The following is a 21,609-nucleotide window of genomic DNA, read 5'->3' on the forward strand; positions in this document are numbered from 1 at the left end:
CCACTCCCGCGACAGGGGTGGGGACAGGGGCGGCTCCCGCCCCACCCCCTGTCCGCTACTTCTGGCCCGCCGCCACCTTGCCGAAGGTCAGACCCGTGCCTGCCAGGTCCGCCCTGATGCCCTCGCTCTCCACCGTGATGTCCCGCAGCCGGAGATCGCCGGGCGTCCTGGGCAGCCGGAAGGACAGCGAGAGCTGCTCGGAGAGCTCCGGCGGTCGCAGGCTCAGCAGCGCCGCGACCAGCTTGGGGTCGATGCCGACCTTCTTCAGCAGCCAGGGGTTGTCGATGACCACATCGACGAGGTTGACCTTCATCAGCTGCTCGACGAAGCGCGGTGAGCCGGTGAGCCTGCTCAGCTCCTTCTCGCTGCGCAACGCCTGATCGACCCGCGCCTTGGGCACGCCGAGCCGGTCCACGACCGCGGGCACTGCCAGCATCGCCTTGATGCGCGCGCCCTCGCGGCTGATCGCCTCGGCGGCCTCGGGATGCAGGCGCAGGCCCGAGGACTTGGGGTCCTTGCCCGGCCGGTAGATGACCAGCCCGGGGATGTCGAGCTGCATGTGGTCGACCGTGGTGGAGACCGCCTGGTCGCCCTCGCGCCGCACATGGGCCTCGGCCTCGATGCGCACCTCGTGCCCCGCGACGGGCAGTGAGCCGTCCACCCGGACCCGGTTGGTGCCGTCCTTGGTGAACTTGGCCTGTGACGAGCCCAGTTCACGGTTCAGGTCGTCGAAGGACAGCAGTACGTCGCCGTGCACGCTGCCGATGACCGCGCCCTCGATCGAGGACGGGAGGCTGCCGACGATGCTGATGTCCTTCGCGGTGGCCCGGACTTCGGCGAGCGAGACCCGGTCGGCGGCCACGTCGGGGACCGCGACGTCGACCTTGTCGAGCCGCTTGTCCAGGACCTGTGTGAGGAAGGGGAAGCCGTGGATGTTGACCTCGGGCGCGGTCGCGAGCCCGAGCGACTCCTGGAGCTTGTCCTCGGCCTTGCTCTGCGCGTACAGCACGGCGAAACGGTCGGAGAGCAGCAGGAAAGAGACCACGAGCAGGCTGGTGAGGACCAGCTTGAGCGTGACGGGGACGGCCGCGAGTCGGCTCTTGCCGCGATGGTTGGGCGGGGCCCAGTCGTCGTCCTCGTCGTCCGGTGCGAGCCCCAGACCGAGCGGGTCGTCGTAGCTGTCGCTGCCGGCGCTCCCGCTCTGCTTCCTGCGGTGTTCGCCGCCGTGCTCCTGGTGGTCGTCGGTGGGGTCAGGCTCCGGTGGGGCCAGCTGAGCGAGCTCGTCGTAGGGATTGGGCAGGTGTCCGGCTATGCGTGTGGGGGGTCGCATCGGCTCATCCCACCATGCGAGCCTCCCTCGAACGCAAACTCGATTGCTGTTACCTCCGGTTTTGGTCAGTTTTATGGCCAGGATTCGGCTCGTTCACCTTCCCGTCACCCGGCTCGCCCGACCAATTGATCAAGCCGCCGGGATGCTGCTCCCGGTGGAGAAGGTGGCTCCAGGTCGAGACGGATCCGACCGCGCCGTTGCGGCGGAGCCGGAAGGACTCGGCCAGCGCATCCACCATCCATACCGACGCTGACCTGCTGTGTGCAGTTGGCCTCATCGCGGCCGCGTCGGACACGGTGGTCAACGGCGTGAATCGGCCTCGGCGATGCCGGACCGGGCCACGCAGGGGCTGCTGGGCACCGGCGCTGGGCGCTGCGCGACCAGGAGCGCGCCTGCGTCGCGGACGCCCGCAAGCTCCCGGAGATGCTCGACATCCACGTCCGCTACCCGCAGCCGCCGCGCTCCGGCCCCTCCGACCGCGTCGAACTGGGCCTGCCGGGCGGGGAGTCGGCGCCGATCGGCTCCGAGGACCCGGCGGTCCACGACGTACTGTCGGCGCATCTCGGCCGGAAGGTCGCCCTGTGGCCCCTGCTGTCCGCGGAAGAGAACCGCGCGCACTATCTGCGCGTCTGGCCCGAGGACGCCGAGCGCTGACCGCGAATCCGACTGCGAATCCGACTGCGAATCCGGTCGGGAATCCGGTCGGGCGGACGACGGGCGGGGTCCGCGGCCCCCGCCCCCACCCGACAGGCCACCGGGCCCCACCCGACAGGCCATCGGGCCCCACGCGACAGGCCATCGGGCCCCACGCGTCAGGCCGTCAACCCGTCGGCTCGTCGGGTCGTCAGGCCCGCGTCGGCGTGATCGTGCGCATCCGCCCGTACGCGTACACGCACCCGGCGAGCGCCAGGTCGGACAGCAGCATGAAGCCGATCGAGTACGAGTCCTTCGTGCTGTAGATCGCGCCCATCACCAGCGGAGGCACGAACCCGCCGAGCCCGCCCACGGCTCCGACGATCCCGGTCACGCTGCCCACCTGCGGCTGTGGAGTGACCTGGGAGACGAGCGCGAAGACGCTGCCGCTCGCGGTGCCGAGCCCCGCGGCCATGCACAGCAGCGCGATCGTGCCGACCGGGTCCAGCGTGGGGTCGAAGGCCTGGACGATGGCCATCAGCGCGAGGAAGCCCAGCGCGGTGGCCGTGACGAGGGCGGGGTGGACGCGGTCCGAGAGCCAGCCGCCGATCGGCCGGAACACCACGGTGACCAGCGCGAAGCCCGCGGCCTTGGTGCCGGCCTCGGTGGGTGACATCTCGTACCAGGTCTTCAGGTACGTCGGCAGATACACCCCGAAGGCGACGATGCCGCCGAACCCGATCGCGTACAGCGCCGAAAGCTCCCACGTCACCCGCAACCGCCCGGCCTGCCCCAGCCGGTTGCCCAGCGAGGTCGTCGGCACGGGCCGGTCGGGGCGGTCGGTGATCAGCAGCACGGCGAGCACCGCGAAGACGGCCAGCGCGAGGGCGACGACGAGGAAGGGCAGGTTCTCGCTGTGCTTGGCCATGCGCGGGGTGAAGTACCCGGACAGTGCCACCCCGCCCATGCCCATGCCGAAGATCCCGAGCGCGAGGCCCCGCTTGGCGGGCGGGAACCACGAGTTGACCAACGGGATGCCGATCGCGAACGTCGTACCGCCGAGCCCGAGCAGAAAGCCGACCGCGAGCATCGCGGCGAACGAGTGCTTCGCCGGGATCAGCAACAGCACCGGCACGATGGTCAGCGCCGAGACCAGCGGGAACATCAGCCGCGCGCCGTACCGGTCGGTGAGCGCGCCCACCGGGATCCGGCCGAGCGAGCCCACCAGCACCGGAACGGCCACCAGCAGCGACTGTTCGAAGGAGGACAGTCCCAGCCGGTCCTTGTAGGCCGTGCCCAGCGGAGCGATCAGGTCCCACGCCCAGAAGGTCAGCGTGAAGCCGATGGTGGCCATGACGATATTGCGGTACGCAGCGGCGCCGGGGGCACTGACCCCGGCCACGGCTGGTGCGGAGCGCGTGTTCATCCGGCCGACTCTGGCATACGTACCGGGGCATTCCGGGGTGACTCGCCTACCCGTGGAGGGGTGCGCGAGCCGCCGCTAGATGTCCCGGAAGATCTCGATCTGCGCACCGATCGAGTTGAGGCGCTCGGCCAGGTCCTCGTAACCGCGGTTGATGACATACACGTTGCGCAGTACGGACGTGCCGTCCGCCGCCATCATCGCCAGCAGCACGACCACGGCCGGCCGCAGCGCGGGCGGGCACATCATCTCGGCGGCGCGCCAGCGCGTCGGGCCCTCGACCAGGACGCGGTGCGGGTCGAGCAGCTGGAGGCGCGCGCCGAGGCGGTTGAGGTCCGTCAGATAGATCGCGCGGTTGTCGTAGACCCAGTCGTGAATGAGGGTCTTGCCCTGGGCGACGGCCGCGATGGCCGCGAAGAACGGCACATTGTCGATGTTGAGGCCGGGGAACGGCATCGGGTGGATCTTGTCGATCGGCGCCTCCAGCTTGGAGGGCCGGACGGTGAGGTCCACCAGGCGCGTACGGCCGTTGTCGGCGGTGTACTCGGTGGAGCGGTCGTGGTCGAGACCCATCTCCTCCAGCACCGCGAGCTCGATCTCCATGAACTCGATCGGCACCCGACGGATGGTCAGCTCGGACTCCGTCACCACGGCCGCCGCGAGCAGGCTCATCGCCTCGACCGGGTCCTCGGAGGGCGAGTAGTCCACGTCCACGTCGATGTTCGGCACGCCGTGCACGGTCAGCGTGGTCGTCCCGACCCCGTCGACCCGCACACCCAGCGCCTCCAGGAAGAAGCAGAGGTCCTGGACCATGTAGTTCGACGAGGCGTTGCGGATCACGGTCGTGCCGTTGTAACGGGAGGCCGCGAGCAGCGCGTTCTCGGTCACCGTGTCGCCGCGCTCGGTCAGCACGATCGGCCGGTCCGGCCCCGTCGAACGCTCCACCACGGCGTGGTAGATGCCCTCGGTCGCGGTGATCTCCAGGCCGAAGCGGCGCAGCGCGATCATGTGCGGCTCGATGGTCCGGGTGCCGAGGTCGCAGCCGCCCGCGTACGGGAGCGTGAACCGGTCCGTCCGATGCAGCAGCGGACCGAGGAACATGATGATGCTCCGGGTCCTGCGCGCCGCCTCCTCGTCGATGGCCGCCATGTCGAGATGGGCCGGCGGGATGATCTCCAGGTCCTTGCCGTCGTTGATCCAGCGCGCCCGGACGCCAATGGAGCTCAGCACCTCAAGGAGGCGGTAGACCTCCTCGATGTGCGCCACCCGGCGCAGGACCGTGCGCCCCTTGTTGAGCAACGAGGCGCAGAGCAGCGCCACGCAGGCGTTCTTGCTCGTCTTGACGTCGATGGAGCCCGAGAGGCGTCGACCGCCCACTACACGCAGATGCATGGGACCTGAGTACCCGAGTGAGACGATTTCACTGTCGAGCGCCTCGCCGATACGCGCGATCATCTCAAGGCTGATGTTCTGGTTTCCGCGTTCGATGCGGTTCACGGCACTCTGGCTGGTGCCGAGCGCATCGGCAAGCTGAGTCTGTGTCCAGCCCCGGTGCTGACGGGCGTCACGGATGAGCTTGCCGATGCGTACGAGGTAGTCGTCTGCCATAGCGGCAGGTTATCTCAGATATGAGATGAAGCCTCGTTGGGATGCGCCACCAGAGTGACGGGGAGAATGTTCCGGTTGTACCGGAACAGGTTGCCGGGATCGAGGGCTGTCTTGAGCGCGGTCAGCCGCCGGTAGGTCTCCTCGCTGTAGCCGGTGCGGGTCTGCGCCTCGGTCGCCCGCTCCCCGTCGCCGTAGAGGAAGGGCAGCGAGCTGCCGGTGGCCGTGGGCGCGAGCGCCGCCGCCACCCGGTCGTGCACCTCCCTGGCCTGTGCGACCGCGTCCGGGCCCGCCAGCATCGAGACGACCCGCAGGATGTACCGCGCCGCGCGGTTGCCGACCGCGCTCGCCCCGGCCGGCTCGCGCGACAGCGCGCCGCCCAGTTGCCGCAGGTCCACCACGTGCATCAACGGCGCGCCGGGGCCGGTCAGTTCGAGCACGGCGCGCAGTGCGGCCGGATCGAGCTCGCGCACCATGGCGTTGGTCCCGCTGTACGCGTGCGGGAAGGGCGGGTCCTGATAGATGGATGCGCCTTCGCTGTAGGGGAGTTCCCGCAGGTCGTCGATCAGCCGGGGCCCGACCGCCCGCACCGGCGCCACCAGCCGCTCGCCCTCCTCCGGTGTTCCGTTGAACGCGATCCGCACATGTGCGACGTACCGGCCGCGAAGCGGCTCGGGCAGCTGCGGCAGGTCCGGGTAGGGGATCAGGCCGACCGAGGACGTGACCTCGTCGGGTGCGGTGCCGGCCCAGTCGGCATAGGCGCGCAGCACGTCCTCGGCCCGGCCGCCGTCGAAGTACATCCCGCCGCCGTAGACCGGGCCGACCGGCACCAGGCCCACGGTGATGCCGGTCACCACCCCGAAGTTGTGCCCCGCCCCGCGCAGTGCCCACAGCAGCTCGGGGTCGCTCGACGCGTCGACCTGCCTCAGCCGCCCGTCCGCGGTGACGATCGCGGCGCTGCGCAGTTGATCGGCGGCGTACCCGAACTGCCGGGCCAGCAGCCCGATCCCGCCGCCCAGGGTGTACGAGACGGCGCCCACCCCCGGCGCCGATCCGCTCAACGGCGCCAGCCCGTACGGCGCCGCCGCCTCGACCACCTGCTCCCAGCGCGCCCCCGCTTCGATCCACGCGGTCCGCGCCCCGGCGTCGATCCGGACGGTGTCCATCCGGTGGGTGGTGATCAGCATTCCGCCGTCCGTCGCCACTGAGAGCCCGTGCCCGGTGGCCTGCACGGCGACCGGCAGCCCGTGCGCCGCCGCGAACCGCACGGCCTCGCGCACGTCCTCGGTGGCCTTCGCCCCGACGGTCACGGCAGGCCGGTGCTGGTACGCCGTCTGGAACCCGGCCGGTTCCTCGTCGAATCCCTCGTCGCCCGGCAGCAGGACGGGTCCCCGCACGCGGTCGCTCAGGGTCTTGACCTGGGTGGTCGTGAAGTGGTTCGTCATGACGGGGATCGTGCCGCGGAAACCTGACACCTGCCGTCAAGTTTTCCCCGGGAGTACGGGTGTGCTCGTCGCGGCCGTACTCCCGGGTTCGTCGTCGACAGCGACCAGTCGTTCAGGCTTCCCTGTCAGTGATCCTGGTCGCTCTCCGGCCCGACGCCTGTGACCCTGGTCGGAGTTCCGTCCGGGGCGAACGAGTGGTGGAAGGTGAAGGCGTGCGGCGCGGAGCCGTGGTCGTGGAGGTGCTCCAGCCTGGCAACCCCGTCCTGCCAGGTGGGTGTCACGCCGTCGGAGACCCACCAGGTCACGTAAGCCGGGTGTCCTGTCCTCTCGAACCAGTCGTAACGCCTGTTCAGTGCCGCACGGTGCAGACCGGTGTAGATGGCGTCGAAGGCGGGGCGCGGGTCGGTCCAGAGCGAGAGGGTCGCGGCCAGGGCCGTGGTTTCCACCGTACGGCCCTTGCCGTACCAGGTCGGTACGGCGAACTCTCCCCACGCACCCCAGTCCGAGCTGAAGAGTGTGCCCCGGACGCCGCCTGCCGCTTCAGCACGAGCGAGGTATCCGGGATGCCGGCTGATCTTCCGGTAGACGGCCTCACCGCTGTCGTTGAACTCGCGCATGAGAGGTGCGGGATCGGCGAGAGGTGACTTCAGGACGCCGAATGTGTACAGAGCAAGATGGGGCATGCGTCTCTCCCTGGTTGGTGCTGCCTGGCGTGGACCCGGTTCGGTGGCTTACGCATGGGGGCGAGGGTTCGTGGGGCGTGACCGACTCGTCCTCGTCCCGTCGCGGGTGGCCCAACCTGTAGGAACCCTTGTGCGACCGTGGCCGACCACCGAAGGCCAGCTGAAGGTAACTGCCTCTGTGAGCCATGTCGAAGTTGCGATTTCCCGGTCCAAGTGGCCTCTCGCACAGGTCCTGGCGGGAACTGGGGCGGTTGGCGCTGCCTGCCGCCGTGGAAGTCCGCATCGGCCCGGCGAATGCCGAGAAGCGGCATCGACAACCCGCTCAAGTCGGTGTGCCGGGGCGACATCGGCGGCGCTGTCGGCGTCGCCCGGGCTGGATGACGGAGCGAGCGGGTGCACTGTCGAAGGACAACCGGGTGTCCTGTCTCAGCGAAGTTGGTCGGCGGGATCTCGCTGACCTGCGTCGACTGGATTGGGTGAGACAGCAGACGGGCGGGGTCAGGCGCTCTCGGTCCTCGGTACTGCTCTGGTATTCAACTGTCACCCAGGGCACCAGAGCTAGCGCGTGCTCGGATCCGGAACAAACCAATCGCCCCCACGTCGATGCTCCCGTAGGGGGCGCGGGTTGTCGTGGCAGAGAGGCGGTTCGGAACGTGGCACCGAGGGGCAGTGACGCGGGAGCAGTTGGCGGGTGCGGCGCAGGCCGCGCTGGGCGGCGGGCGACGATTGGAGGCAGCCGAACGGGTCGCGGGCGGCAGTAAGAAGGGCGTGTACCGCCTGGTGATGGACGATGCCTCGACGGCGATCGCCTACCTATGGGATGACGCCGAGAATTACTGGCCGGCGGCCGAGGGCGACGACGACCTCACCGACCCTTTCTCGCCCGGCCTCGGGCTCGATCTGTTCCAGGCCTCGCACGCGCGGCTGGACACGCTTGGCGTCCGGGTCCCGGCGATCCGTCTCGTCGACCGCGACGGCGCCCACTGCCCGGCCGACCTTGCGTTCGTCGAGGACCTTCAAGGGGAGAGCCTGGAGGAGTTGCTCGCGCGCGACCGGCGCGCCGCTGCTCCGGTCATGGCTCGGCTCGCGGAGTCGCTGGAGGCGATGCGGGGCCACCGGGCACCGGGGTACGGCAAGGTGGCCGTGGTCGACGCAGGAGGAACGTCGCGCGGTACGTCGTGCGAGGGGTTGGTTCTCGACTGTGGGCTGCGGGACCTTGCCGAGGCGGCCTCGCGCGATTCGCGGATCGCAGGCGCCCGCGACCGGCTGGAGGAACGGCTGCTCGGCCTGGCGGCGGTGGTGCAGCCGCGCGCGTACGGGGTCGTGCACGGCGAACTGGGACCCGACCATGTGTTGGGGTGCCGGTAAGAACCGTGTCACCAGCCGCAAACGACGGCAATCGCCGCCACTTCCGCCGAGGCGTGACCCGTCGGCCTTGACTGGAGGGTGACACGGTGGGCGGTCACCGGACGGGCTCCAGGGCGGCCGCGGCCGTCTGCTCGTCGTGCTCGCGCAGCATTCGCATGACGGTCGCCGGGGCGGGGTGCTGGCCGCGCTTCTTTCCGTTGCGGATCACCAGCTGGGTGGCGAACTCGCGCAGTGACAGATGCTCCTGGTCACGCAGGCGCAGGGCGGTGGCGAGCATGTCCTCGTCGGAGACCTTGACGCCGCCGATCGCCTTGCCGTTCTTGCGGGTGGTCTCCTGACCTTCGAGGGTCTTGTCGCGGAGGTAGTCGCGCTCGGACTCCGCCATGGCGGCGAAGAAGGCGAACAGGGCAGCCCCGTGCCCGGCCGGATCGTGCTTCCCGGCCAGTGGGCCCGTGAGGAACTCCAGCTCGATCTCCACGTCCCGCAGTTCCTCGGCGACCTTCAGCAACTCCAGGGCGCCGCGTCCCAGGCGCTTCATCTCGTGCACCACGAGGGTGACCTTCGCGCCAAGCGAGCGGTACTCTCGGTCCGCCGCCAGGGCGGCTTTCATCTCGGGGCGTTCCCGGACCCGGGTGCTGATCCGCTCCTGGAACAGCCGGTGCACGCCGGAGGCTTCGAGGGCGTCGATCTGGGACTGGATCTCCTGGGTGCGGCTGGAGACACGGGCGTACGCGAGCCGGACCTCCATCGGCACGGCCGGCGCCGCCAACTTCTGCACCGGCAGGGCCGTCCAGACCGAACGGGGGTGCCGTACGGCGGGGGTGGCAACGTGCAGTTCGGAGCGCAGGGCGGGGACGAGCTGGAAGGGCGCGGTGTCTATTTGAGCGCGGCCTTGCCCGCGGTGGTCCGGCACGGGGAGCCCGCCGGACGTCCAGGCCGTGCGGATGTGCTCCGACAGGCCGGCGAAGTCGGCGGGCGGCGGGGTCCCGAGGAACCGGGCGGCCGGGCTCCTGGGGCGTCGGGTACGGGCGCGGGCAGTGCGGGGACGTCAGCGCGGGGCGTTGCCTTCTGAGGACGGGTGGCGCAGGGGTGCGATTCCCGCGTGCACCAAGCGGAGGAACAATGCCTTCCGCTCCTGCCGCGGCCGCAGGGCCGTGCTCGTCTTCTTCAGCCCGTCCGCGACCGCGAGGAGAAGAAGCGCGATGTCCTCGGCGTTCGCGTCGGAGGTCGAGAACTGCACTTCTCCCGATGCCTCGGCGGCATGCAGCGCGGAGGCGAGCCGGGTGACCAGAGCGGCATGGGCCTCGCTGACGATGTCCCCGGCGACGTCGAGACTCGCGTCGAGGACTTCCCCGCCGTGCACGCTCGACGAGATCTGCGCCAGGAGTCCTCCGAAGTAGGCGGTCATCGCGGCATCGACTCGCGACAACACGTCGCCCCGCTCGGCGAGAGCCGTGTCCACTTCGCCGAGCGCGCGGGAGTGCGCCCGGCGGGACCCTGCCCGGAAGAGCTCTTCCTTGCTGGGGAAATGCAGGTACAGAGCGGCCCGGGACATCCCGGCTGCTCGGGCGACGTCCTGCATGGTGGTCTTGCCGTAGCCGTACTGACAGAAAGCGGTCAGTGCGGCATTAAGGATGTGTTCCGTTCGGTCGTCCGCCATGCCGACCACTCTGACGCAATGTACTCTCAGCGTCAACAAGTCCAAAACGCTGGAAGCTTCCACGCCGTCCAACAAGGCACAGAGGGTGCTCCAAGAACCGGTCCCCGGCCACCCGAGGTGTCCCGCGCCCTGCGCCCACATTTATGACCCACAGGAGTGAAAACCCCATGGCACAGACAGCAGCCGTCCCGGCCGGCGGTGCGATCGCCGAGCAGATCCGCGAGATCGAGCGGGCGCGGCTCCGCGCGCTCGTCGCGGGTGACGTCGGCTCTGCTTCCGAGCTGCACGCACCGGAATTCCAGCTCGTCACCCCCGTCGGCCATGCGCTATCCAAAGACGCATACCTTCAAGCGATCACCAGCGGAGACATTAACTACGTGGAATGGGAGCCCGGCCCCATCGACGTCCGCGTCCATGGGAACGCCGCCGTCATCCGCTACCAGGCCACGCTTGAGGTGATCTTCGGGCACCACCGGGTACCCCGCGCGAGCTACTGGCACACCGACACCTACGAGAACACCGACGGCCAGTGGCAAGCGGTGTGGTCCCAGGCGACCGCGATCAGGTAGGCCACGCAGCGGTTACTTTGCGACCGTGGGCCAGAGATGGGAGACCGGGGCCGAGAGGCAGCTTCGCACCCGTGCGGTATAGGCCCGAAGCAGATCGTGAGCCCGCAAGGATGGCTCGTTCATCCGGGGATCGGTGAGGTCCTGGAAGTCGTGCGTCTCGGTCATCGCGTCTCCGTGGTCGATCGGTCGGCGGTGTCCGCCGGAGTGCGGGGGCGGGCCGCCGTGGCTGCTGCGAGGTTGAGGCGGGCGGCCATGTCCAGGTTGACCTCGCCGTACGGGCGCACATGGGACCAGAAGAGCGGGTCAGGCCGCGCCGGTCGGCGGGGGTGAGCAGGTCTGCCCAATCCGGCTCGTCCGGGATGTCCTGGAGCATCAGGGTGTTCACGTATTCTCTGAACTTCCGGAATCGGCGGCCGACCCGTGCTTGACAGTCACGTCCGGTCCTCTGCGGCTGTGACGGTGCGGTCGGCGCTGCTCACGAACGCGGTGATCTTCCACAATGCCCTGGACATCGCGGAGATCATCCGTCAGCTGCTGGAGGAGGGCTGGGAAATCGACCCGGAGGACCTGGCGCACATCTCGCCGTACCTGACCGAGCACACCAACCGGCTCGGCGAGTACAGCACTCACGAGCTCGGCATCCAGCCCGAGGCGTACGACCCGAAGCTCGACGTCGACTTCACCCCGCTTCGCGAGCAGGACCTGACCGCCGCCGGCCTCGACCAGGCCGCCTGAACCGTGAGGTGCCTAGCTGGTGACGCCCCTTCAGGGGGGCCGGGCCGGTATACGCCAGAATCCTGCCGCTAGGGTCAGCCTCCAACACCGTGGCCTGGGCGGGTGATCCGATAGCGCTGCCGTGGGAACAGGGTTTTTGACGGTTCTTGTGAGCCATCGCCGCATTTCAGAGGGACATCCGCGCTGTCTGCCAGCGGTGAACCCCGGCCCCACCGGGCTCGACGATCACTAAAGTCCAGTCTCATGACGACGATTACAACGCGCGCGGTCGAGTACCCGGCCGACGGTCTGACGATGATCGGGCACCTCGCACTCCCGGCCGGTGTCGACCGCCGGCCCGCGGTGCTGCTCGGGCCAGAGGGCATGGGGCTCAGCGACGTCGAGCGCCGCCGGGCCGATGCTCTCGCCGAGCTGGGATACGTAGCGCTGGCCTTCGACCTTCACGGCGGGCGCTATTTGGGTGACCCCGAGGAGATGCTGGCCCGTTGCATGCCGCTGCTCGCCAACCCCGACCGGATGCGGGGCATCGGTCATGCCGCGCTCGACGTGTTGCGCGCCGAACCGCGGACCGACCCCGACCGGATCGCCGCCGTCGGCTACGGCACCGGGGGCGCCGTCGGGCTGGAACTCGGGCGCGACGGCGTCAACCTGCGCGCGATCGGGACAGTCAACGCGCTGACCACGGGCCGACCGGGCGAGGCGGCGCGCATTCGCTGCCCGGTGTGGGCCGGGGTCGGGTCGGAAGACCCGATCATGCCGCCCGCGCAACGGGGCGCGTTCACCGCCGAGATGCAGGCCGCGGGCGTCGACTGGCGCCTCGTGGTCTACGGCGGCGCCTTGCACGCCTTCCACCACCCGCCGGTCGACCACCCCGTGGTCCCCGGCGTCGGCTACCACCCACGGCACGCGCAGCGAGCCTGGCGCGACGTCGTCGACCTGCTCTCCGAGTGCCTGCCCGAGACGGAGGATCTGGTCAGTCCAAGCTCGGCCACCCGCTGACCAGCGCTTACCGGTCACTACGGCGCATTTCTGGCGTGTTCCGGTCCCGTCCCTTCTTTCAACGCCTCAGGACGCCGACGACGCGCTCTCTGCCCAGATCGGAGCCTCCACGCAACCTTCGGGAGTGACGAGGGGGTGCCGACCCACTTGGCGGAGCTCGGGAACGTCGCAAGCCCGCAGATGAGTCGCCGCCATGATCAGTTCAACGACGGAAGGCATCCTCGGTTCCGCCGACGGGCCGGACACCGGTGTTTCATAGGTGGTCGCTCAATGCCGCGAAGTTAAGGATCACGGGGCCGTGTCCAGCGCTGGCTGGAGTGGGATCCGGTAGGTGCCGGGGACGGCTTTGACGTGTCGGCCCCGGCTGGCCCAGGCGGACATCTGGACGTAGAAGCTGTGCGGCTTCTTCTTGCCGGTGATGCCGAGCGCGGCTGCGAGGTCCTCGGCGCGTCGTGCGTGTTCCGGGGCCTGCTGCAGGATGGCCTGCACGGTCTGCCAGCGAGTGCCCGTGGGTGCTGTGTGTCCGGCCTGATCTGGGGATCTCGGTACGGCAGGTCGCCGACCGGGTGCGAGGGCCTGCGGTTTCCTCTCCGGTCTGGGCTGCGGCTCGTGGACGGTCACCTCGACGGTGATGATGTTGGTACTGGTCAGTGGCCTGGTGTCGTCCGGGCGGCGGTTCCATGCGTGGTAGCGGGAGGTGCCCGCCTTGACGGCCCGGGCGCTGAAGCGTGCCCGCCGCGCCGGGAGGAGACCGGCCAGGACAGCTCTTCCGATCCGGCCGACCAGGTCGACCAGGTCGACCTGGTCCTTCGCGGCTGGGGCGAGGACGCCGGTGGCGACCGATTCGCGCCTGTGACCAACCTGGCCGCTGGCGCGTGGCACGTTTCGCTCATATTCCGGTCCCACCCCATCTGGGGAAGGGCGGCGCGTTTGAGCCGTCTCCAGGTGATGAGAAGGGGCACGGCGGGGCCGTGACGGCAGCCCCGGGGCCGGGGTACTGTCGCCGTGCGTCAATTCTTTTGACGCACGGCACCGCCTGTCCGGGCGGGGCGGACGGCAACGCTTGAGGATCGGCGAGTGACAGTGGCCCACGGCATCGCTTTTCCCGCAGGGCTGCGCGCGGACGGTCTGCCGGCCGCCCTTAACGACCCGCGGCGCCTGGCGGCGGTGGCTGCGACCGGGCTGATGGACACCGGCCCCGAGGCGGTGTTCGACGACCTGGCCCAGATCGCCGCCACCGCCACCGGCTGCGCGCGGGCCTTCGTCACGCTGGTCGACGAGCACCGCTCGTTCTGGAAGTCGTGCGTCGGAGTGGACCTGGAGAACGTGGAGGGCCGGCAGAACCCGGTACGCGAGAGCTTCTGCTACTTCCTGGTCGGCCTGGAGGGCGAGCCCTTCGTCGTCGCCGACGCCGCGGCCGACCCGCGGACCAGGGACCACCCCTCGGTAGCGCCGATGAAGATCGGCGCCTGGGCCGGCTACCCGGTACTGAGCCCCGGCGGGGAAGTGCTGGGCAGCATGTGCGTGATCGACGACATCTCCCACGACTGGCAGCCGGGCGAACTGACCACGCTGGCGACGATCGCCCGCGCGGTGGGCAACGAACTGCACCTGCGCCAGTCCCTGGCCGCGACCCGCCAGGCGCTGGCAACCTCCACCGAACTCGCCCGCAACCTCCAGGACAGCCTCCTGCCGCCCGCCCTGACCGAGGTGCCCGGTCTGGAGGCAGCCGCCTCCTACCTGCCCGCCGCCGACAACACCGTGGTCGGCGACTTTTACGATCTCTTCCAGGTCAAGGGGCCGTGGTGGTGCGCCGTGATGGGTGATGTGTGCGGCAAGGGCGTGGAAGCGGCCAAGGTCACCGCCCTGGCCCGCTACACCCTGCGCGCCCTGGCCACCCAGCACCTGTCTCCTGCCGCCGTCTTCGAGCACCTGAACGCCGCCCTGCTCGACCAGCGCGGCCCCGAACGGTTCCTGACGGCCGTCCACGCCACCTTCCGTACCACCCCCGGCGGCATCGCCGGCCGTCTGTGCACCGCCGGCCACCCCCCGGCCCTCATCCGCCGCGCCGACGGACGCGTCCAGCAAGTCGGCCGCCTCGGCTCCCTCCTCGGCGTCCTGACCCAGGTCCGCCTGAGCGATGTCCGCTTCCGTCTCGCCCCCGGCGACACGCTGCTGCTCTACACCGACGGCGCCATCGAAGCCCGCGCCCGCCGAACCGAGGCGGCGGCGAGCCCCCAGTTCGGTGAGCAGGCCCTCGCCCGGGCGTTCGCCGACTGCCACAACCTGACCGCCGCCCAGACCGTCGCCCGCCTCGGTGAACTCCTGGACGCCCACAGCCGCGGCTGGGCCAGCGACGACGCCGCCCTGCTCGCCCTGCGCGTCCCGCCCACCGCCGACCTGACCGTCCGGTAAAGACGCAGTGCAGGGGGCCGGACAGGTAGCCCTTGCCGCCGAAGGGAAGCTCCCCGTGTCCGACGCCAGCGAATGGACCACAGCCGTCCACCACAGCGCTCAGCAACTCACCGACCTGTGCGAGCAGCTCAAGCGGGCCCCGGTCACCGACCGGCTGCACGCCTTGGCCATCCTCAACCAGGCATTCGGCGGCTTGTACGACTGCGCCCAGCGCGAAGCCATCACCGCCGCCCGCCAAGAAGGCTGGCCACTGCGCCGCATCGCAGGCGCCCTGAACTGCTCCCACGAACAAGTCCGCCTCCTGATCTCCTGACTCTCCATCCGATGCCCCGGACTGCCGCACTCGGTTCTCACAAACGGACCATCTGTGAGGGTTCTGAGAACGGCCAACGGCTGTTCCGTTGGTCCCCGAGGCCGAGGACCCCCGCGAGTTCGCGGAAACTGAAGGTTCTTCAGCGCGAATCCGAGGGTGCGGTGCCCTGATCCTGGGGGATGGACCCGTGGGTTCGGGGTCAACTCGCGGGGTCGGTCTCGGCAGTCTGCTCCAGCAGGGCCCGCACGGGGTCCGCGTAGCGCATGGCGGTCTTCTCGTGAAGCCCGAACACCTCAGCAAGGTGGAGGGGGTCAGGGCCCTGGACCATGGCCTCTTCGAGTTGTCGGTCGACGCGGAGCCTTTCCAAGGTCGCCTCCTGGCCGCGCACCGCGGATCCAGCGGTTACTGGCGCGACCGGTGCCCGTGGCGGCCTGGTTGTTGATCAGCAGGTGGAGGTTGGCCGTGTTCGGCCAGCGCTTGCGCCGGTATTCCAGCCAGTCCAGCAGTAGTTTCAGGGTGAGATCGTCGAGCGGCCGGACTCGCCCGGCGATGGTCAGGCGGCGGTTCCCGATGTCGACATCGTCGAGGATGACGGTGGCGATCTGGGCGACCCGGGCTGCGAGCACCGCTGCGAGAGCGAGGACAAGCCGGGCGGTCGGCGTGGTGGCCGCGGCGACGGAGCTGTCGATCTGGGCGGGTGCGAGTGGTTGGAGCACGCTGTACTGGATCTGGCCGACCTTGATACGGCTGGCCGGGTTGAGGAAGACCAGGCCGGACCGCTTGGCCCAGGCGAACAGTGAGCGCAGGGCGACCAGCTCGTCCATGCGGTGGTGGCCGTGCAGCGTCTTGGCACGGGCCAGGACGTCTTCGCGGGTCACCTCCCGCAGGTGGTCGTAGTGGTTCGACCACTTCAGCAGTGCTGGGCGGGCCCGGTTGAGATAGAGCCGGACCGTGGCTTGCTGCCGGGGCAGACTTCGAGGGCCGCCGTCGCGCAGAACCCGGGTCCAGCGCTCGGCTTCCGCAGCGATGCCGGGGGCAATGCCTTCCAGACGCTCGGCGAGCCATCGCTCGAAGAAAGGTTCCTCGTCGTCCAGGAAGATCCCCATCTCCTCAAGGACCGTGACGACGTGGCCAACCCGCAGGTCGAGGGCACGGAGCGGGGTGAATATCTCGCTGTGGCGGATGGCGTCGCCCTCGGTGTATCCAGTGAGCACGATGGCCGGGCCGCGGTTGACAGCGAAGCGGATGCCGCGTCCCCAGCTCCGGGCTTCGGCGAGTTGGTGGGCGAGGTGCTTCGCCCAGGCCAGCCAGGGGCTGGCCAGGGCAGCGGCGGCCATGTCGAGTCGGCCGTAGTCACGCGGAACCTGGTCGAACAGTGGTAGTTGCCTCCACCCGGTTTGTCTGTAGGCGTTGCCTTGTGGGCAGGTTGCAGGTTGATGCCCAGTTAGCGGCAGGAGGCGCGGAAGTTGTTGGAGATGAAGACCTTGCCGTGGTCGCAGACGATCGTCTCTGGCACGATCACCGGCCGTGCGGCCGCGTGCTCCAGGCGCTCGTCCAGAGGCAGGAGTCGCCGGTCCGGCAGCACCGAGCGAGACATCCGTAGGGCCTCCGGCCAGCCCGGACGCATCGTCTCCGGGGTGACGCTGCGGGCCAGCAGTGCGGAGGCGTCGGCGGCCTTGGTGGTCGGCCGCAGCACTGCCGCGGTGATCGACCTGGTCGCGATGTCGACCATCGCGGTCAGCTCGGCCTTCTCGGCGATCCCGTCATCCAGCCGGACCAGCACATCCAACGGGGTGGAGTCGATCTGCATGAGCTCGCCCGGCGCACTGGCCGGCACTTCCCCGAATGGGCCCGGGGCCGCAAGGCGATCGAGCGTCGGGTGCGGGCCGGCCCGGTCGCGTGGGTGCCGATGGCCAGCTTGTCGAACAGCCGGTAGAGCGTGGCCCGCGAGGGCATCTCAACAGCGACGGAACCCTCGCGGTCAGCCAGGATCTGCTTCGTCCGCCAAACGATGAATCCGATGGTCCTCGACGACGCGTCGGCGGCCTCGGCGATCGCTTGCCGCATCGCCTCCACCACCGCGGGGTCAACCGTACCGAAGGCCGACATCTGCTTGGCAGTCCGGCCGTCCGCCAGCCCGGTCAGCCCTTCGCGCTGGTAACGCTGCCGCCGCTGCTTGATGCCGCTGGCCGTCACCGGGTGCCCGGCCGCGGTCAGCTCCGCCGCCTTGGCCAGCTCGCGTTGAGCCAGCGAGGTCTGCCTCGGGTCGAACTCCGGACGGGGGACGGCCCCACCCGGGGCATCCGGCGGCAGACCCTGCAGGACCTCCAGGATGTGCCCTTCCCATCAACGAGCCTGTTCAGCGGCCGGCTCAGGGAACTCCCCGATCCGCGCCGTCGGCGGAACCATCGCCTCCTGGTCACTGAGTGCCTCCATCAGCCAGGCGAACGACCGTGTGCGGTCCCAGCAACTCAACCGACAGATCTTCAGCAGCCAGTTCCTGGGACCAGAGCAGATGGAAGAGCGCGGGCAACGTCGCAAGCCGGTCCCCGACCGCATCAGCTTTGGCCAGCAGCGGGCCCGGCGTCGCGAAGACCTCCAGGAGTCGGTTCGCGGCCGTGCCGTGCAGGCAACGCGGGTGTCTGTAGCGCGACAGCCACCGAACATTCCCAACTAGCACCGCCCCCGGTGTCCCGACCCGCGCGAATCCCCACCCCGCCTGAGCACAGCCGATCCGCGTCACCTCGAACGTCTCCGCGTCCTTCGGCTCGATGCGCTCATCCGCTCCGACGTCGATAACCACCGCCGAGCCGTCCGCGCGGCGTACGAAGTAGTCCGGGGCGTGCCGACGCTCCCGCTTGCCGTCGTGCCAGTGCAGCCAGAACGGCTGCGAGGCGATCCCCACCACCTCGGGGTCCCAGTCCATGAGCACGAGCCGGTCCCGCTCCAGCCAGGACTCGAAGCCGACGTGCTGCCCAGTCGTGGCCGCCCAGTACCAGCCGGCGAAGTGACGCTCACCACGCGACCACCGAAACGGGCGCACGGGCGGTGTGTCCTCAAGGCGGGCCGTGACACAGTCCAGCAGCGGACGCCGTCGCCGCATGCGTACAGCGTCCACGTACGACGGCTCGACGTACGTCCCGGCAAGATCCACCCCGACCGGTACGGCCACCCAGCACCCCCAGCGTGTTTACCTCACACGGCTAGGTTCACTGGCAAAGAAGCGAGAACGACTGGGTTCGCTGTCAAACGCCTCGAAAGGATGGCAGCGGTCATCGGGGTCCGAGCATGACCGAGTCGCGGTCATGTACTAGAGTTATCTCGACATCGAGATATCTGCCGAAGGCGTACCGCAGCCGCCGGTCGGTAAGGGTGACCTTAGTAAGTCTTACCTTAGCGGATGGGCCAGGGGTCACGGCGGCAGGATGCGGTAGAAGGCGCGTAGAAGGCGCACATTGAAGAAGGAGACTGTCGTGTCGGCGAACAGCTTCGACGCCCGCAGCACGCTGCGCGTGGGCGACGAGTCGTACGAGATCTTCAAGCTGGACAAGGTCGAGGGCTCCGCGCGCCTCCCTTACAGCCTGAAGGTTCTGCTGGAGAACCTGCTCCGTACCGAGGACGGCGCGAACATCACCGCCGACCACATCCGGGCGATCGGGAACTGGGACTCGCAGGCTCAGCCCAGCGAGGAGATCCAGTTCACGCCGGCCCGCGTGATCATGCAGGACTTCACGGGCGTCCCCTGCGTGGTGGACCTCGCGACCATGCGTGAGGCCGTGAAGGAGCTCGGCGGCGACCCGGCGAAGATCAACCCGCTGGCCCCGGCCGAGCTGGTCATCGATCACTCCGTCATCGCCGACAAGTTCGGCACGGCCGACGCCTTCCAGCAGAACGTCGAGCTGGAGTACGGCCGCAACAAGGAGCGCTACCAGTTCCTGCGCTGGGGCCAGACCGCCTTCGACGAGTTCAAGGTCGTCCCCCCGGGCACCGGCATCGTCCACCAGGTCAACATCGAGCACCTGGCCCGTACGGTCATGGTCCGCAATGGCCAGGCGTACCCCGACACCCTCGTCGGCACCGACTCGCACACCACCATGGTCAACGGCCTGGGCGTGCTGGGCTGGGGCGTCGGCGGCATCGAGGCCGAGGCCGCGATGCTCGGCCAGCCCGTCTCCATGCTCATCCCGCGCGTCGTCGGCTTCAAGCTGACCGGTGAGCTGCCCGCCGGCACCACCGCCACCGACCTCGTCCTCACGATCACCGAGATGCTGCGCAAGCACGGCGTCGTCGGCAAGTTCGTCGAGTTCTACGGAGAGGGCGTCGGCGCGACCTCCCTCGCGAACCGCGCCACCATCGGCAACATGTCGCCGGAGTTCGGCTCCACCGCCGCGATCTTCCCGATCGACGACGAGACGCTGAACTACCTGCGCCTGACCGGCCGCGACGCCCAGCAGGTCGCGCTCGTCGAGGCGTACGCCAAGGAGCAGGGCCTCTGGCTGGACCCGGCCGCCGAGCCCGACTTCTCCGAGAAGCTGGAGCTCGACCTCTCCACGGTCGTCCCGTCCATCGCGGGCCCGAAGCGTCCGCAGGACCGCATCGTCCTGGCCAACGCCAAGGAGCAGTTCGCCCGCGACGTACGCAACTACGTCAACGACGACGAGGAGGCGGGCAAGGAGTCCTTCCCGGCCTCCGACTCGCCCGCGACGACCAACGGCGTCCCCACGAAGCCGACCCTGGTCACGGCCCCCGACGGTTCGACGTACGAGATCGACCACGGCGCCGTCACCGTCGCCGCGATCACCTCCTGCACCAACACCTCGAACCCGTACGTCATGGTCGCCGCCGCACTGGTGGCCAAGAAGGCGGTCGAGAAGGGCCTGACCCGCAAGCCGTGGGTCAAGACCACGCTCGCCCCCGGCTCCAAGGTCGTCACGGACTACTTCGACAAGGCCGGGCTCACCCCGTACCTCGACAAGGTGGGCTTCAACCTCGTCGGCTACGGCTGCACCACCTGCATCGGCAACTCGGGCCCGCTGCCCGACGAGGTCTCCAAGGCCGTCAACGACAACGACCTGGCCGTCACCTCGGTGCTCTCCGGCAACCGCAACTTCGAGGGCCGGATCAACCCCGACGTCAAGATGAACTACCTGGCCTCCCCGCCGCTGGTCGTCGCGTACGCCATCGCCGGCTCCATGAAGGTGGACATCACCACCGAGGCGCTGGGCATCGACACCGAGGGCAAGCCGGTCTACCTCAAGGACATCTGGCCCTCCGAGGCCGAGGTCAACGAGGTCGTCGCCGCCTCCATCGGCCAGGAGATGTTCAACGACTCCTACAAGGACGTCTTCGCGGGCGACGCCCAGTGGCAGGCGCTGTCCATCCCGACGGGCAACACCTTCGAGTGGGACGCCGAGTCGACGTACGTCCGCAAGCCCCCGTACTTCGACGGCATGACGATGGAGACGACCCCGGTCGAGGACATCGCCGGTGCGCGGGTCCTCGCCAAGCTGGGCGACTCGGTCACCACCGACCACATCTCCCCGGCCGGTGCGATCAAGGCCGACACCCCGGCCGGCAAGTACCTCACGGAGCACGGCGTCGAGCGCCGCGAGTTCAACAGCTACGGCTCGCGCCGCGGCAACCACGAGGTCATGATCCGCGGCACCTTCGCCAACATCCGCCTGCGCAACCAGATCGCGCCGGGCACCGAGGGCGGCTTCACCCGCGACTTCACCGTCGATGGCGGCCCCGTGTCGTTCATCTATGACGCCTCGCAGAACTACCAGGCCGCCGGCACCCCGCTGGTCATCCTGGCGGGCAAGGAGTACGGCTCGGGCTCGTCCCGTGACTGGGCGGCCAAGGGCACCGCGCTGCTCGGCGTCAAGGCCGTCGTCGCCGAGTCCTACGAGCGCATCCACCGCTCGAACCTGATCGGCATGGGCGTCCTGCCGCTCCAGTACCCGGAAGGCGCCTCGGCGGCCTCCCTGGGCCTGACCGGCGAGGAGACCTTCTCGATCACCGGCGTCACCGGCCTCAACGACGGTGGCATCCCGGACACGCTCCATGTGGTGGCGGGCGACGTCGAGTTCGACGCGAAGCTGCGCATCGACACCCCCGGCGAGGCGGACTACTACCGCAACGGCGGCATCCTGCACTACGTGCTGCGCCAACTTGCCGGTTCTTGACCTGACGTGAACGAGCGCCCTGCCCCTGCATCTCGCGGGGAGCGGGGCACTCGCGCTCGACGGGGCGGAAGACGCCGCCTGGGACCATGATCGCACGCGATCTGTTCCCGGAGCGGAGCTGCGCATCCTACGACGACGAAGAACCCCGCACCTGGTACCAGGTGCGGGGTTCTTCTGTGGGATGTTCACAAGTGTCTCTGACCAGGCGGGACAGAAACGGTTGAAGATCGCTTCCCAGTCAGCCGA

18 protein-coding genes and 1 pseudogene are annotated in these 21,609 nt (G+C 69.3%); 8 read left to right on the forward strand and 11 right to left on the reverse strand.

Annotation, left to right across the window (positions count from 1 at the left end; all coding sequences use genetic code 11):
- Nucleotides 1-55: 55 nt before the first annotated feature.
- On the reverse strand, nucleotides 56-1,330 hold the full coding sequence (locus tag ACLLJJ_RS32695) for an LmeA family phospholipid-binding protein (protein ID WP_434597858.1): 1,275 nt from the start codon (nucleotides 1,328-1,330) through the stop codon (nucleotides 56-58).
- A 423-nt stretch (nucleotides 1,331-1,753) separates the two neighbouring features.
- On the opposite strand from ACLLJJ_RS32695, the gene ACLLJJ_RS32700 reads away from it, so the two are divergent.
- Nucleotides 1,754-1,984 (forward strand): hypothetical protein, encoded by a 231-nt coding sequence (locus ACLLJJ_RS32700; RefSeq protein WP_434597860.1) that lies wholly within the window; start codon nucleotides 1,754-1,756, stop codon nucleotides 1,982-1,984.
- A gap of 190 nt (nucleotides 1,985-2,174) precedes the next feature.
- Here the strand turns inward: ACLLJJ_RS32700 and ACLLJJ_RS32705 are convergent, their stop codons facing one another.
- The 4 genes from ACLLJJ_RS32705 to ACLLJJ_RS32720 all read right to left on the reverse strand — a co-directional run bounded on the left by ACLLJJ_RS32705 (nucleotide 2,175) and on the right by ACLLJJ_RS32720 (nucleotide 7,119).
- Nucleotides 2,175-3,389 (reverse strand): nitrate/nitrite transporter, encoded by a 1,215-nt coding sequence (locus tag ACLLJJ_RS32705; protein WP_434597862.1) that lies wholly within the window; start codon nucleotides 3,387-3,389, stop codon nucleotides 2,175-2,177.
- Between the two features lie 75 nt (nucleotides 3,390-3,464).
- Entirely contained in the window at nucleotides 3,465-4,994 is a 1,530-nt protein-coding gene (locus tag ACLLJJ_RS32710) for a helix-turn-helix domain-containing protein (RefSeq protein WP_434597864.1), read from the reverse strand.
- Nucleotides 4,995-5,008: 14 nt separating this feature from the next.
- Nucleotides 5,009-6,436, reverse strand: coding sequence for an FAD-binding oxidoreductase (locus ACLLJJ_RS32715; protein WP_434597866.1), 1,428 nt, complete (start codon nucleotides 6,434-6,436; stop codon nucleotides 5,009-5,011).
- A 125-nt stretch (nucleotides 6,437-6,561) separates the two neighbouring features.
- Nucleotides 6,562-7,119 (reverse strand): DUF3291 domain-containing protein, encoded by a 558-nt coding sequence (locus ACLLJJ_RS32720; RefSeq protein ID WP_434597868.1) that lies wholly within the window; start codon nucleotides 7,117-7,119, stop codon nucleotides 6,562-6,564.
- 669 nt (nucleotides 7,120-7,788) lie between these two features.
- Between ACLLJJ_RS32720 and ACLLJJ_RS32725 the strand changes: the two are divergent.
- Nucleotides 7,789-8,475: pseudogene (locus tag ACLLJJ_RS32725) on the forward strand (phosphotransferase); the annotation flags it as partial.
- Between the two features lie 106 nt (nucleotides 8,476-8,581).
- Here the strand turns inward: ACLLJJ_RS32725 and ACLLJJ_RS32730 are convergent.
- Complete coding sequence (locus ACLLJJ_RS32730) at nucleotides 8,582-9,400, reverse strand: recombinase family protein (RefSeq protein WP_434597870.1); 819 nt, start codon at nucleotides 9,398-9,400, stop codon at nucleotides 8,582-8,584.
- A gap of 135 nt (nucleotides 9,401-9,535) precedes the next feature.
- Nucleotides 9,536-10,147, reverse strand: a complete 612-nt coding sequence (locus ACLLJJ_RS32735) for a TetR/AcrR family transcriptional regulator (RefSeq protein ID WP_434597872.1) — start codon at nucleotides 10,145-10,147, stop codon at nucleotides 9,536-9,538.
- Between the two features lie 167 nt (nucleotides 10,148-10,314).
- Here ACLLJJ_RS32735 and ACLLJJ_RS32740 point away from each other — a divergent pair, with 167 nt between their 5' ends.
- From ACLLJJ_RS32740 to ACLLJJ_RS32750, 3 genes are all read left to right on the forward strand, one after another.
- Nucleotides 10,315-10,716, forward strand: a complete 402-nt coding sequence (locus tag ACLLJJ_RS32740) for a nuclear transport factor 2 family protein (RefSeq protein WP_434597873.1) — start codon at nucleotides 10,315-10,317, stop codon at nucleotides 10,714-10,716.
- A 453-nt stretch (nucleotides 10,717-11,169) separates the two neighbouring features.
- The gene (locus tag ACLLJJ_RS32745) at nucleotides 11,170-11,451 is read left to right on the forward strand and encodes a Tn3 family transposase (RefSeq protein WP_434597875.1); all 282 of its coding nucleotides are present in this window, start codon (nucleotides 11,170-11,172) and stop codon (nucleotides 11,449-11,451) included.
- 243 nt (nucleotides 11,452-11,694) lie between these two features.
- Nucleotides 11,695-12,450: a dienelactone hydrolase family protein gene (locus ACLLJJ_RS32750; protein ID WP_434597877.1), complete on the forward strand. Its 756-nt coding sequence runs from the start codon at nucleotides 11,695-11,697 to the stop codon at nucleotides 12,448-12,450.
- A gap of 288 nt (nucleotides 12,451-12,738) precedes the next feature.
- Here ACLLJJ_RS32750 and ACLLJJ_RS32755 read toward each other — a convergent pair whose 3' ends face one another.
- Nucleotides 12,739-13,332 (reverse strand): hypothetical protein, encoded by a 594-nt coding sequence (locus ACLLJJ_RS32755; RefSeq protein ID WP_434597879.1) that lies wholly within the window; start codon nucleotides 13,330-13,332, stop codon nucleotides 12,739-12,741.
- A 201-nt stretch (nucleotides 13,333-13,533) separates the two neighbouring features.
- On the opposite strand from ACLLJJ_RS32755, the gene ACLLJJ_RS32760 reads away from it, so the two are divergent.
- Complete coding sequence (locus ACLLJJ_RS32760; RefSeq protein ID WP_434600584.1) at nucleotides 13,534-14,865, forward strand: PP2C family protein-serine/threonine phosphatase; 1,332 nt, start codon at nucleotides 13,534-13,536, stop codon at nucleotides 14,863-14,865.
- A 55-nt stretch (nucleotides 14,866-14,920) separates the two neighbouring features.
- Nucleotides 14,921-15,178: a hypothetical protein gene (locus ACLLJJ_RS32765; protein ID WP_434597882.1), complete on the forward strand. Its 258-nt coding sequence runs from the start codon at nucleotides 14,921-14,923 to the stop codon at nucleotides 15,176-15,178.
- Nucleotides 15,179-15,489: 311 nt separating this feature from the next.
- Here the strand turns inward: ACLLJJ_RS32765 and ACLLJJ_RS32770 are convergent, their stop codons facing one another.
- From ACLLJJ_RS32770 to ACLLJJ_RS32780, 3 genes are all read right to left on the reverse strand, one after another.
- Nucleotides 15,490-16,515, reverse strand: a complete 1,026-nt coding sequence (locus ACLLJJ_RS32770; protein ID WP_434597884.1) for a hypothetical protein — start codon at nucleotides 16,513-16,515, stop codon at nucleotides 15,490-15,492.
- A gap of 107 nt (nucleotides 16,516-16,622) precedes the next feature.
- A complete protein-coding gene (locus ACLLJJ_RS32775) occupies nucleotides 16,623-17,015 on the reverse strand; it encodes a hypothetical protein (RefSeq protein WP_434597886.1) in 393 nt (130 codons plus the stop codon).
- A gap of 582 nt (nucleotides 17,016-17,597) precedes the next feature.
- Nucleotides 17,598-18,350, reverse strand: coding sequence for a TnsA-like heteromeric transposase endonuclease subunit (locus ACLLJJ_RS32780; RefSeq protein ID WP_434597888.1), 753 nt, complete (start codon nucleotides 18,348-18,350; stop codon nucleotides 17,598-17,600).
- A gap of 301 nt (nucleotides 18,351-18,651) precedes the next feature.
- Between ACLLJJ_RS32780 and acnA the strand changes: the two genes are divergently transcribed.
- Nucleotides 18,652-21,363: an aconitate hydratase AcnA gene (gene acnA / locus ACLLJJ_RS32785; RefSeq protein WP_434597890.1), complete on the forward strand. Its 2,712-nt coding sequence runs from the start codon at nucleotides 18,652-18,654 to the stop codon at nucleotides 21,361-21,363.
- The last annotated feature ends 246 nt before the right edge of the window (nucleotides 21,364-21,609 follow it).

Source organism: Streptomyces sp. A5-4, from assembly GCF_051131715.1.
Classification (GTDB): Bacteria; Actinomycetota; Actinomycetes; order Streptomycetales; family Streptomycetaceae; genus Streptomyces.